Source organism: Nocardia sp. NPDC047648 (assembly GCF_040642815.1).
GTDB lineage: Bacteria > Actinomycetota > Actinomycetes > Mycobacteriales > Mycobacteriaceae > Nocardia > Nocardia gamkensis.
The window spans coordinates 1-12,781 of sequence record NZ_JBEYSX010000009.1 but is presented as its reverse complement, the minus strand read 5'-3'; the positions used below and the strand labels follow the sequence as shown (position 1 = coordinate 12,781).

General features: G+C 64.2%; 10 protein-coding genes. 3 read left to right on the top strand and 7 right to left on the bottom strand.

Going from position 1 to position 12,781, the window contains the following annotated elements:
* The first annotated feature begins 12 nt into the window (after positions 1-12).
* Positions 13-582 carry a TetR/AcrR family transcriptional regulator gene (locus ABZ803_RS19770; RefSeq protein WP_357039982.1) on the top strand — a complete coding sequence of 190 codons (570 nt, stop codon included), beginning with the start codon at positions 13-15 and terminating at the stop codon, positions 580-582.
* A gap of 27 nt (positions 583-609) precedes the next feature.
* On the opposite strand, the gene ABZ803_RS19765 is transcribed toward ABZ803_RS19770, so the two are convergent.
* Genes ABZ803_RS19765 through ABZ803_RS19755 form a run of 3 tightly spaced genes read right to left on the bottom strand, consistent with a single transcriptional unit; the run spans position 610 to position 6,346 of the window.
* Entirely contained in the window at positions 610-4,149 is a 3,540-nt protein-coding gene (locus ABZ803_RS19765; RefSeq protein WP_357039979.1) for an indolepyruvate ferredoxin oxidoreductase family protein, read from the bottom strand.
* Complete coding sequence (locus tag ABZ803_RS19760) at positions 4,146-5,834, bottom strand: FAD-dependent monooxygenase (protein WP_357039976.1); 1,689 nt, start codon at positions 5,832-5,834, stop codon at positions 4,146-4,148. The genes ABZ803_RS19765 and ABZ803_RS19760 overlap by 4 nt, the downstream gene beginning before the upstream one ends.
* Positions 5,831-6,346, bottom strand: a complete 516-nt coding sequence (locus tag ABZ803_RS19755; protein ID WP_357039972.1) for a VOC family protein — start codon at positions 6,344-6,346, stop codon at positions 5,831-5,833. The genes ABZ803_RS19760 and ABZ803_RS19755 overlap by 4 nt, the downstream gene beginning before the upstream one ends.
* Positions 6,347-6,760: 414 nt before the next feature.
* Between ABZ803_RS19755 and ABZ803_RS19750 the strand changes: the two genes are divergently transcribed.
* On the top strand, positions 6,761-6,943 hold the full coding sequence (locus ABZ803_RS19750) for a hypothetical protein (RefSeq protein ID WP_357039969.1): 183 nt from the start codon (positions 6,761-6,763) through the stop codon (positions 6,941-6,943).
* A gap of 140 nt (positions 6,944-7,083) precedes the next feature.
* Here the strand turns inward: ABZ803_RS19750 and ABZ803_RS19745 are convergent, their stop codons facing one another.
* Entirely contained in the window at positions 7,084-7,932 is an 849-nt protein-coding gene (locus ABZ803_RS19745) for an NAD(P)H-binding protein (RefSeq protein ID WP_357039966.1), read from the bottom strand.
* Positions 7,933-8,059: 127 nt separating this feature from the next.
* On the opposite strand from ABZ803_RS19745, the gene ABZ803_RS19740 reads away from it, so the two are divergent.
* A complete protein-coding gene (locus ABZ803_RS19740; RefSeq protein ID WP_357039963.1) occupies positions 8,060-9,079 on the top strand; it encodes an Lrp/AsnC family transcriptional regulator in 1,020 nt (339 codons plus the stop codon).
* 769 nt (positions 9,080-9,848) lie between these two features.
* Here ABZ803_RS19740 and ABZ803_RS19735 read toward each other — a convergent pair.
* The 3 genes from ABZ803_RS19735 to ABZ803_RS19725 form a co-directional block, all read right to left on the bottom strand.
* A complete protein-coding gene (locus ABZ803_RS19735; RefSeq protein WP_357039960.1) occupies positions 9,849-11,081 on the bottom strand; it encodes an MFS transporter in 1,233 nt (410 codons plus the stop codon).
* 47 nt (positions 11,082-11,128) lie between these two features.
* Positions 11,129-11,575: a VOC family protein gene (locus tag ABZ803_RS19730; RefSeq protein ID WP_357039957.1), complete on the bottom strand. Its 447-nt coding sequence runs from the start codon at positions 11,573-11,575 to the stop codon at positions 11,129-11,131.
* Positions 11,572-12,781: hypothetical protein (locus ABZ803_RS19725; RefSeq protein ID WP_357039954.1), on the bottom strand; the 1,210-nt coding region annotated here is incomplete at its 5' end. The genes ABZ803_RS19725 and ABZ803_RS19730, both read right to left, overlap by 4 nt.

The window sequence follows — 12,781 nt, the reverse complement described above, 5'->3', positions numbered from 1 at the left end:
AATCGACAGCAGATGCCGAAGGCGGACCGCGAAGCAGCACTGCTCGCCTGTGCGCGAGGATTGTTCGTCGCCAACGGGTACCGCGGCACCAGCGTCGCTCAAGTGGGTCGCGCCTCCGGTATCGCCGCCGCCGCGGTGCACTGGTACTTTCCGAGCAAGGACGACTTGTTCGCGGCGGTCTTGGAGCAGATCTTCACCGACGTGCGATCCGAGGTCGAGGCCCTCGACAGCGGTCCGCGTGAGACGTTGACATCGTTTCTGACCAGGACGAACCAGTACCGGGTGCTTCACCGCGAAGCGTACGAGCGCATGGAGGAATCCGAGGCGCTTCGCACACTGTACTCGAACATGCTCCAGTGGCTGGAAAGCCAATTGATGGAGGCTGTCTCGCAAGAACTCCCTGCGGGGTCCGATGCCACGCTGATTGCAGACATCGCCCATGTGCTGTTCGAGGGCCTGCTGGTCAGCGTGCGCCGGCACGATCGCCCGATCAGCGAACTGCTCGATCTGCTGATCGGCGCGCTCGTAGCGGCGGTTCCCGGAACGCGGCTGGTTGCCTCTAACCCTCTCGAGTCCGGCTGAAGTCTGGGGTGTAGGTGACACCAGTCGTCAACTCACTCCATCTTTATCGCCGGTCGACGCCCTGCCACTCATAGGGTCGGTCTCCGCAGTGCCCAGTCGACCGACGAGTTCTTTCTGACGAGCCCGGTAGGAGTCGACGGCGGCCAGCTTGACCATTTCGTACCCGCGTATCAGATCCGGTAACTCGGCGATTTCGACGGCCGTCTCCAGGCTATCGGGGTGCAGATTCGCCATCACCGCAGACATTGTCGCGCAGTAGTCCTCGATGAGAGCCCGCTCCATTCGACGAACGCGGGCATAGCCGAATGGATCCAGCCGGGTGCCGCGCACCCGACGCATCGCCGCCAGTAGCCGGAATACCGGATGGAACCATGGCCCGAGTTCGATTTTTCCACGCATCCCCAGCGCACGCAGCAGCGGCGGGTGCAGCCGGTAGGCGATGCGGGCGCCAGGCCCGAACTCGGCGTGCACGGCAGCACGCAACGCAGGTTCGAGCGACAAGCGCGCGACCTCGTACTCGTCCTTATAGGCCATGAGTTTATAGAGGCCGCGTGCGACGGCCTCGGTCACCGCCGTGGATCCCGGTACGCAGCGCAACTCGTGCTGATAGAGCTGTGCGATGTAGCGGCTGTATCGCTTGGCGTAGGCCGCGTTCTGGTAGGCGATCAGGTCGGGGACGCGGATCATCAACAGGCGATGGAGTTCGGTGCCTGCTTCGGCGCCGACGGCGCCGACGAGCCGTCCAGCGGTGGCCGACAGTTGATTCGGTGCACCACCGGGCTGCTGACGATATGCCGCAGCAGCGAAGGCACGCGGGTCCGCAACGGCCAGACGGCCGTAGCGAAAGGCGGCGATATTGGCATCCACTTTGACAGCGTTGAGTTCGATGGCCTGCTCGATCGCAGCCGCCGGAATCGGTAATGCCCCCGACTGCAACGCCGCGCCCGCGAGAATCAGGTTCGCGAACTGATCTTCTCCCAGCAGCGCAATGGCGGCGCGACGGGCATCGAGGAACACGGCCTTCTTTGTGTCGGAACGCAGAGCCCGTTCGATGGGCTCGACAGCCGGGTAGGTGATCGTGGGATCGACGACCATCCGGCCAGTGGGCACTTTACTGGTCGATACCACCGCGACGGTCCGTTGAGGATCGCACGCCACAAGGTAGCGTGCGTCGGCGGCCACGAGTAGATCGCAGCCCAGGTATAGGTCGCATTCCCCGGCGGCGGCCTTGTGCGCACGCTCAGTGGCCGCCTTGGTGATCTTGATGTCGGAGACGACTGCGCCACCCTTCTGCGCCAGGCCGGTCTGATCCAGCGCGCGCACATGCAAGCCTGACAATGAAGCGGCCGTCGCGAGCACCTGGGCCAGGGTCACAACGCCAGAGCCGCCAATGCCCGTGATTCGCGTGGTGTGGCTGTGAAGGTCGGTCGCCGGTGGGTCCGGAAGCATTGATACGTCCACTGCCGACGGATGCGGGCTCTGTTTGCGGCGAGCCGGTGTGACGGTCAGAAAGGAGGGGCAATCCCCTGCCAAGCAGGACAGATCCCTGTTGCAGGAGGATTGGTCGATGCGTGTCTTGCGACCGAACTCCGTACTGATCGGCTGCACCGACAGGCAGTTCGATTTGCGCCCGCAGTCACCGCAACCCTCGCAGACCCGTTCGTTGATGAAAGCCCGCTCGACCGGGTCGGCCACAATGCCACGTTTGCGTTTGCGGCGCAGCTCGGTAGCGCATTCCTGATCATGGATCAGTAGCGTTACACCTCGCGTCGTGGCAAGTGTCTGCTGGGCCTCGATCAGTCGGTCGCGGGGCCAAACGGTGGCAATCGCCGGCAATTTGGTGCGGTGCAACGGGGAAGTGTCTTCGGTAGTGACGATGATGCGGGCGACCCCCTCGGCAGCCATCGCCCGGCAAATCTGCTCGACCGACATGACGCCGACCGCCTGCTGGCCTCCGGTCATTGCGACGGCTGAGTTATACAGCAGCTTGTAGGTGACATCGACTCCGGCCGCTATGGCGGCCCGGATAGCGAGGCTGCCGGAATGGTGGAACGTGCCGTCACCGAGATTTTGGAACAGGTGGGTGCGTCGCAGAAACGGCGCCATCCCGATCCATTGTGCGCCTTCGCCCCCCATCTGTGTTAGCCCTGTGACCTGCCCGACCTGCCTTTCGTCCATCACAGTGACCATGCCGTGGCATCCGATACCCGCACCGACAAGAGAACCTTCCGGGACCTGGGTCGACACATTGTGCGGGCAGCCCGAGCAGAAGTATGGCGTGCGAGTCGTCAGCGGCAGCATCACCGGTTTCTGCGGAGACCGTGTCGTCGACTGGCATTCCTCGACGGCCGGGAATCCACCAAGCTCGGTCATGCGTCGAGTAAGCGTGGTTGCGATGAGGTCCGGATCGAGTTCACCGTCGAAGGGAAAAAGCGGTGTACCGTCCGGCCGCTGCTTGCCGATAACCTGGGGTGCGCCCGGCCTTCCGTAGAGGACGTTTTTGATCGCGCTCTCGAGGAAGGGGCGTTTCTCCTCGACCACGATGATCTCAGAGAGCCCGTCTGCGAATGCATTGATCGTTTCTGGGTCGAGGGGATGGATCATGCCCAGTCGCAGCAGCCGGATTCCTTGCGTGTCCAATTCACGCTCGTCTAATCCCATCATCTGCAACGCATGCCGTAGGTCGAGAAAATTCTTGCCAGCGGCCACCAAGCCGAGGCGGTCACCTGTGTGGCGGTGCAAGACTCGATTGAGGCCGTTGACAACGGCGTACCGCCGAGCGATCTCCAACCGGGCACCGTCACGGCTGCGTTCCAAGGCTCCGAGCGTCGGCTGCAGCATGCTTGCGCTTACCTCATGGCGGTGGGCTACACCGTTGATCGCTAGATCGGGTCGCACGGGGGAAAATCGCTGAGCGGAGACGTCGACCGTGCCCGAGCCGTCGGCGACATTGGTGACGATCTTCATCGCCACCCACAGTCCACTCACCCGCGATATGGCCGCCGCGTGCAATCCGAAGTCGATCACTTCCTGCGGATCGGCTGGGTAGAGCGTCGGCAACCCGAGGTCCGCCAGCAACAGTTCCGAGGCGCCCGGAACTGTCGAGGATTTGGCGGCGGGATCGTCACCCACCAGAGCTACCACGCCGCCGTCGGGGTGTGTGCCCATCAGGTTGGCATGACGGATCGCGTCAGATGCGCGGTCCAGGCCAGGCGACTTGCCGTACCAGAGCCCGATGACACCGTCGACCCGCTTGTCGGGCTGTGAAGACGCGAGCTGGGTGCCCGCGACAGAGGTTGCGGCGAGTTCTTCGTTGACGGCAGGCTGGAAAACGATGTCGTGCTCGGTCAGCAACTCAGGGTGGCGGGCGAGTTCGGTATCGTATCCGGCCAACGGAGAGCCTTCGTACCCGGAAATGAACGCCGCGGTCGCTTTCCCCGCTCGCTGATCCGCACGCCGAATCTCCAGCGGTAGTCGTGCGAGCGCTTGGATTCCGGTCAGATAAACGGCGCCGTGCTGAGCGCTGTATCGGTCGTCGAGGCTCCTGTGGACACGTACGGCTGTCACCGGGTTGATCCTTCCACCGGCCCGGATGTACACGGGTTACCGTGAGCGATCACATCACAAAAGACCAAGTCCGGCTCAGCGGACTCGGGTGCCGAATCCGATCGCCAGGCAACGTGTCCGTCGGGGCGCACCAGCACCGCCCCGGTTGCAGAGATACCGAACGGATCGTTCTCGTTCAGCCGGATGTCACGACCGATCACCAGCCCCTGCCAGGGCACTCGAGCACCGACGGAGGAACTGGCGAACACCGCCAGCCATTGCGCGCCAGCCGGACCGGTGAAAAGTGTGAAGTCCGGGCCGACGAGATCGAGAGAGGATACGCGAACTCCGCGCCGATACAGCCACGCATGGGGTAGGCGCGCACCGACAGTAGCCGTGGTGACGACTTTCGGCCCGCACGTGGAATCTGTGAGCCCATAGCTGAATCCGATCTCGTGGGCGAGGGAGTCGAAGTGAGGTCGCTGCAGCGGTATCGCCGCGGCCAAGCGGGCGCGTTCAGCGACCCGTACGGAGGGCTCGGAACTTTCCAGCCGCGCAGCCACCTCGATGGTGGTGGGCCCGATTCCCGCCTCCGCCATCTTCAGCGCGTTCGCGACACTGTGCTCGGCGTTGGCGACAGCGACACCGCGCCGCTCCCACTCATAGGTGTCGAGAAGTTCGTCGTCTGCCCATCCGTTCACCACGGCGGCCAGCTTCCATCCCAAATTGTCCGCATCGGCGAGCCCGGTATTCATACCCAGGCCACCGGTAGGTGGGAATTGGTGGGCTGCGTCACCGGCCAGGAAAACACGGCCGCTGCGATAGCGTTCGGCAGTGCGGGCGGCGAACATCCATGTGCCCACCGATTGCACATCCACGTCCAGGTCGGGGATACCGGCCGCTTTGCGGATCAGCCCGACACAGCGGTCGACGGTGTAATCACCAACGGACTCCACCGCAGGGTCGAAAGCGCAGTTGAACGTCCATCTCCGGGCTTCATCCATACCGATGAACACCCCGGGTGCCTGGCTGTTCAGAACCCACACCAGCAGCGCTGGGGCACTATCCATCCACGGCGACAGATCGGCATGGAAGTAGACGTTGACCTGGTGCCCAAACGGCGGGAGGCCTTCCATCCCGATACCGAGGCCGCTGCTGAGACGGCCCGAGGCACCATCGGCGAGGACCAGGAATCGAGTCGTGATCGTTTCCGGCCCATCGGAGGTGGCCAATTCGACATCAAGGTGTGTACCGCGGTCGGCGAATCCGGTGACGCGAGTGTCGTATCGGAAGCTGGCCAGCCTCAATGCTTGCCCGGCTTCAAGCAGATGCTTCTGCACACGGTCTTGCGCGCACGAAACGATCATCTGCGGAGACGAATCGATGCGGAACTGGAGCTGTCGCGGAGAGCCCGCGAACAGATCTATCCGGCCGAACTCTTCACCGGCGATTGCGCTACGCCAGGAAATATTCCGCATCCGCTCCGGATGAACCGCGTCCGCTGTGACCGCGTCGGCTACGCCCCAGCGCCGAAGCAACTCCATCGACCGTGTGTTCACCACATGCGCCCGTGGATGCGGGTTGATCCCGCCGTGCTGCTCGCACACCACGCTCTCGACACCATGCTGCGCCAGCACGAGAGCCGTCGCCAACCCGACCGGACCAGCCCCCACAACGACAACCGGTACTTCGGCAGAACTATTCACGCGCGCTTCACCAACTTCGACACCGGTTCGCCCGCCTGGAAACGCGCCGTCAGCTCATCGGGATCGAACTCGACACCGATTGGATTCGCGTCGAAGGCGCCGGACTCGAAGAAGGTCTGCAGCTCTTCGGCGGTGTCGAAGTTGTCGATCTGCAATTCTATGTTGTTGCCGTCAGGATCGGCGTAGTACAGAGACGTCGTCGGGCCATGGTTGATCGTCCAGAACGGTCGGATTCCCTCCGCTTTCAGCCGCTGATACGTATCGAGTAGATCGCCCAGGTCAGCGTAGGTGAACGCCGCGTGGTGCATCCCGGTGTGCTTGTCCTCCGGCCGTTCCGAAGCGCCGGTGCCCACGAACGCGACCCGATGATGCTCCTCGTCATAGGTCATAAAGGCCAGCTGGTTGTTTACGAAAGCCACCCGTCCGTCGAGGACCTCGACGTACCAGTCGAGCATTTCCAACAGCCGACCGGTACGCAGCACGATGTGAGCGAGTTTGGCAGGTGATGCCATGCCGAGCCTCCCGAGAACCAACAACTCTGTTGAATGTCAATAAAGAGACCCTAGCACCTCTCGAACGCCAGTCAAGAGATCGGGTTCCAGCTCCTGATACGGTCGGGGTTGACGAACACCCTCGGAGAAATCCGACGATGAGGGGACGGATCGATCGCCGCGTCTAGCTGGCAATTCGCGTCTAGGCGCCACTGGTGGGAATCACGCCGTTGGAGAAGCTGGTCGCCGCTGGGTGTGAGGCCGCCTAACAGCGGCCGTAGAACTAGGTGGCGGAGCTGACACCTGGGCGGGCACCGGCGCGCCGGTGCTTCGCTGCGATCCGCAAGCTCGGCGAGCTTCTGGCCGCGAAGCGGGACAGTCGTCGGCGAAGTGGCTCGATCCCGTCCAGACCGACCATGCACTGATCACCGGCTCGTGGCGAGGCCTTGTCTACACGCGCTGCGCGAAGACGGCTTACAGGTCTTGGACGCCGACGTGGTCACGTTGTCGGTGTTCATCCGTGCCCACATCGGCGGCGACAGGCGCTACAGCTCCACCTGCCCGACCTCGCCGACGCGCGCCCGGCCGCTGCGCGGCTCGGGCGCGGACGACGAATAGCGTTCAGAGCGGCTGCATTCGACGCGGCCGGTCCGGCGAGGTCGTCTTCCTGCCGGAGTGGGTGCCTGGTCGGACGCCCAGGACAACGAAGCGCTGTACGGCATGGCGCGTCGCTGGACCGCTGGTGGTCGGGGCCCGTTTCAGGCGAAATCGGCGATGTGTCGAGCGGCCCACTCTTTGAACGAGTTCGGGCGGATACCGGTGATCTCCGCGACTGTCGGATGCACCGTGGAGGTGAACGACTCGAGTGCGGTGGCGCGCAGCGCCATGATGGCGTCGGCCATGAGTTCGGATACTCCGTGGTCGACGATCGCCTGACGGGCGCGCGCCGGTTCGACTTCGATGAATCGAAGCGGCCTGCCCAGCACGTCGGCGAGGACGGCGGTCATCTCGCCGGGGGACAATGCTTCCGGTCCGCTCAGCCGGTAGGTCCGTCCGTCGTGGCCGTCGCTGGTGAGTACGGTGGCCGCGACCGCCGCGATGTCGTGTTCGTCGGTCACCGCGATGCGGCCGTGGCCGTAGGCGGCGAACACGCTGTCCTGGTGACGAATCGAGTCGGCCCAGTGCAGGGCGTTGGCCATGAACCCGAGCGGGCCGAGAATGGTCCACGCAAGCCCGCTGTCGCGCAGCGCCTGTTCGCCGAGGCGGTGCCAGCTGGGGATCGGGTCGGTGGCGGTGTCGTCGCCGGTTCGTCCGGAGGACAGTTTGACCACGTGCGTGACTCCGGCGCGCGCGGCCTCGTGCAGCAGGTTGGCGTCGTGCACGGGGATCTCGGGACCGGTGGTCAGCAGGAAGACACGGTCCACGCCACGTAGGGCCGCCGCGATGCTTGTGGGATCGCCCAGGTCGCCGGCGACCACATCGACTGCCTCCGGGAGTTTGGCGGCCGCAGGCCGCCGCGTCAACGCGCGCACGGGGGTTTTCGCGGCAACGAGCCGATCGACGAGGGCGCGGCCGACGGTGCCAGTGGCGCCGGTAACGAGAATCATGACGGTTCCTTCTTGGGGAAGATTGTGGCGTTAGGGCTTGTACAGCTTCGGGTCCGCTCGTCGCAAGCTCCACAATGCCGGGCATGATTGATCGATATTTTCCATTGGACCCGTAATACTGAGAGGAATGACCGTCATCGACGACCTGGACCAGGCGATCGTGCATGCCCTGCACGTCGACGGCCGGGCTCCGTTCAGTCGGATCGGCGAGGTGCTCGGCGTGTCCACGCAGACGGTTGCCCGTCGCTACCGGCGGTTGCGCATGCAGGCCGGTCTGCGGGTGGTGGGGTCGAGCCACTTCGATCGCGACGACCACACGCGCTGGCTGGTGCGCCTGGGCGCCACCCCGGCGGCGGCCCGCACGCTGGCGCAGTCGCTGGCACGCCGGTCGGACACCTCGTGGATCAAATTGCTGTCCGGCGGCACGGAGATCTTGCTCATCGTGCGCCTCCCACGCCAGGTGGACGCAGCGCACTCACTACTGCTGCAGGAGATCCCACGCACTGCGGGGGTCACGAACGTGTCGGCCCACTACGTGTTGCACACCTACCTGGGTGGTCCGACTCCGTGGCATGGCCAGGTCGCGGCGCTGACCGAGCATCAGCAACGACAGCTCGCGCCTCGCCGCGGAGGACCCGTGCCCGTCCGCGCAATATCGGGCGCTGACGAGGGCCTGCTGGCGGCACTGCAGGCTGATGGACGAGCGGGGCTGTCCGACCTTGCCGCGGCGGCCGGTTGGTCGCAAGCCACGGTCTCACGCCGACTGACCGAACTGCGGGCACGCGAGGAGATATTCTTCGACGTCCAGGTCGACGACGCGCTCTTCGGCATCACCACGCAGGCGCTGCTGTGGATGTCGGTCCCACCGGCTCGGCTCGACCAGGTCGGCTCCGAATTGGCGCGACACCGCGAATTGGCCTTCGTGCTGGCCACCACCGGCCCGACAAATCTTGTGGCGCAGGCGATGTGCTCGGACCCGGGCGACTTGCACCGGTATCTGACTCGCCGCCTCGGCGACGTCGATGCCATTCGGGCATTGGAGGTCACGCCTGTGCTGGCCACAGTCAAGGCCGCCGGCCGCCTCACCGCCGAACTTCCCAAACCTCGCCGCAGCCCAGCGCGCCACAAAGACACCAAACCGCGATAACCTACGTCCTCGCCTTCCGGAATCGGTCGGCGGTCTGTCCCTGGCAAACGAGGCGGCCTACGACGTTGGCCAGCGGTTGCTGCGGCGGTGCTGGTCTCGTCCTCCCAGCGCGCCAGCGCCTGCGGATATTTGCCCAACGACCGCACCGACGTGTGCCCGAACAGCGCCATCAGCATCGGCGCGGACGCGCGCTTCTCCGCCGCGGTCGTCGGCCGGGAGTGCGCAACGGTGCAGCGTGAACGACCCCCCGCGTCATCTGCTTGGTGCGTATCTCCAACAACCCGGCCGCCCTCCGATACGACAACCGAGCGCGCGACCGTGGTCGGGTCGACGTCGGCATGCTCGGCTTGGCCTCCTGGTCGGGGTGAGACACCGGCCCGGCTCGGCGACCGGCCAACAACGTGACTGTTGCCCTGCGGGCCGAAGTCAGCCACCAGCCTGTCCACCACGGACGCATTGGAGGCGCGAAGGTTTCCGCGCCACGAACCGGATCGAGGAACATCTTCGCGGCGGCGGCCAGCCGCACGGCGGTCGCCAGCGTCTGCAGCATCCGCATCAAATCTGTGCCGGCACCCATCCGCGCTACCGCATCTAGGGAGTCGCGTGGTGCGGCAACTCCATCGATGTAGACAAGCAGAACCCGGCAGACCGTCGGCTCGTCTGATGCCTACGGTTCCACATTGTCGCCGTGCTTACATCGATGATCAGCCTTCGATTCATGGGCATCGGTGTCGAATGCGTCGACACCCAGAGGCGAATCGGCTGACCACTATTGGAATAAGACTTTGTCCGCCCGCGCGGGGGCCGTTGCGAGACAACTATTTTCGATGCGGTCAGATGAACGCGCTATCGCTGCGAGAGGGATGGTAACTGTAAGACTTATCACCGCCAAGCAGTAGCCGAAAGCTCGATACCCAAGAGATTCCGACACAACGGTGCCGAATAGCGGAGCGACAGAGGAGCCCAGGATGTACGCGCCGATAGCGGAGGCCGACCACCGTCCGGAAGGGTCCAGGGCCGCGGCAATTGCGATGACGTACATGAATACTGCAGCGTAGATCGTGTTCCATGCAATGATTACGGCAAGGTAGGCGCTGGGTTCGGTGACGATGCACGCCGTCAGTTTCAATGCACCACCCGCCAGAAGCCCAGCAACCACCGGCACCGTGCGGCCGAACCGAGAGCCTACGACGGCGAGTACAAGTGCAGCCAGGATGCCACCGGCAGTGGATGCACTCAACGCTAGCCCGATTTGATGCTGCGTCAGGGCGGCATTGGCCGCGCCCATGGTCCCGGTCACCGCCCACAGGGAATCCTCACCGACAGCCCACACCGCGAAACAGGCCAGCAGCACCCTGCCTGCGACAACGATCCGACCAGTGGGCTCCGCGGACGCTTTGCGGAGATCCACTGCACGTGACTGTGCCGTCGGGGTGGGTAGCCAGGACGTGACACATGTTCCCAGGAGAGCCAGCGCAGCGACGACCCCGAACGTCGTTGACATTCGGATTCCAAGTGCTGGGACCAACGCCAGCACGGCGGCCGCGAGAATGCGGTTGATCAATCCGCTCAGCGCCACAGCGCGGTTGGAGCCTCGCAGCGCCGCCAGCGCTGCTCCACCGGCTGCGGCTACGCCTCCGCCGCCGAACCCGCTCACGACGATCCCCACAGCCGCGACCGCGCGCGATGGTATTGCCGCGGCAAGAGCGCATCCCACCGCCATGGTGACGAGTCCGGCAAGCGCGAGACGCCGTCGGCCCCCCTGCGCGGCCCAGCGGGCTGCGATTAGACAGGCCACCGCATTCGCTACGAGATGACCAGCCAACACGGTCCCCGCCGAGCTTTCTCGCAAACCGAGATCGGTGTCCATGGCCAGGATCATGAGTGGTGCCAGATTCGCGGATAAGTCTCCGATCACCAAGAGGCCGAAGATGGCGGTGCCGCGACGTGGGGTCAAGGACAGGCGGCCATCGTTCTCGCCCTGCGTATGCTGTTCATGCACAGGCGGTTCCCTTCTCTGAACCGGCGCAGCCGGGCCCCACCGTGTGATCAGCCGGCCCGCTGCGGACGCTGGATGATCTCCACGGTTTGGCCATCCGGATCGAGCGCGTAGAAGAAGGTAACGCCCGCCCAGCGATCCGGGTCAGCGAGCGTGCTCGGCGAGGTCAGTACACGAACACCCGCGTGCACGAGTTCGTCGTGCGCAGCATATGCATCGGTTACCCGGACCGCTATGTGTCCGCTCCCCGGATCGCATACCGACTGTTGCAGAGGTTTCCCCAACGGCATCAGGTACTGAACGACCTCGAGAACACCGCCGTCACCCGGATCCAGATCCGCCCATGCGATCCGGATCCCATCTGTGGTGGAGGTGTCTCCATCCAGCTCGCCGCGGCCGAGCACGCTCATTCCAAGGAGGTCGCGATAGAAGCTGAGGGAGCGGTCGATGTCCTCGACGGTCACTGATGCGTGGTCCATTCCCAGCGGCTTGATCATTGGTTCACTCCGTTTTCGACTGTCGGCTTGAAGCGCTCGGGAAGGCGATCGCGTCCGAGCAAGTCATCTAGGGTCTCAGCACGCTTAATCACTTCTGCTTCGGATCCGTTCACGAGAACGGTGGCCGGCCGCGGTAACGCGTTGAAGTTCGAAGCGCCGGCGTCCTGATAGGCGCCGGTAAGGCCGAAGACGATCAGTTCGCCAGGTTTCACGACGGGCAATGTGGCCTGGAAGGCAAGCAGGTCGCCGGTGCAGGATCGACCTACGACATCCACCACTTCCTTTTCGCCGGACTCGGAGTCGGCCACATGTATCGGCCAGCGATTGTTCTCCAGCTCCGTGTCGGGAAGGAAGAAGACACTGGTGTCCACCTCCACCCAGGTTCGGTCCGGTGTTTCGGTGCGACGTTTGATGTTGAGCACACGGGTGATGTGTGCGCCACAGTCTGCGTAAAGACTTCGGCCGGGCTCCACCTCGAGCTTGATCGGCTCGGTTTCGATACCCCGTGCGGATAGCACCCTCCGCAATGAACCGCAGATGACTTGGGCATAGTCCTCGACCGGCGGACGATCCGGCAGCGGGTCGTCGGCCGAGCTTGTCATCATCTGGCCGAACGGATCCGGACTGATCGGCAGACCGCCGCCGATGTCGAGCGACTCCGGAAGCCATCCGTCCCAAGCATCCCGCAATGCGACCACCATTTCCGCGAACTGCGCAGCGTAGTCGCTCCAAACCGACAACTCTGCGCTCTGCCGTCCGATGTGAGCGGCCATACCGGTAAGACGCAGATGGGGGTGTTCTATCGCGAAGCTACCTGCTGAAACGGTGTCTTCCCAGGGAATTCCGGGTTTGTACACGTCCAGCGTTGCGGTGATCGGAAAATGGGAGATATCGGAGCTGAGCGCCGTCGTGAGTCGTGGCCGTACACGGAGGCGGACGTCCGTAACGCGGCCCAGCTCTTCGGCGATCGTGGCGATGTCACGGAGTTCGGCGGCGCTATCCGCGGTGATCTTGACACCGGAGCGCACCGCACGCTGTAGCAATGCGGATCCCTTGACCGAGCCGCTGAGAGAGATTGACGCCGGATCTGTTCCCGCGCTCAGCGCGATCTCTAGTGTGTCGCGCCTGAAATTAGGCCAGTAAGTACGTAGTCTGTTTCCGTGTCGCATCGTGGGCCTTCTGCTGTCGAGATTGTGTTGTCGGATG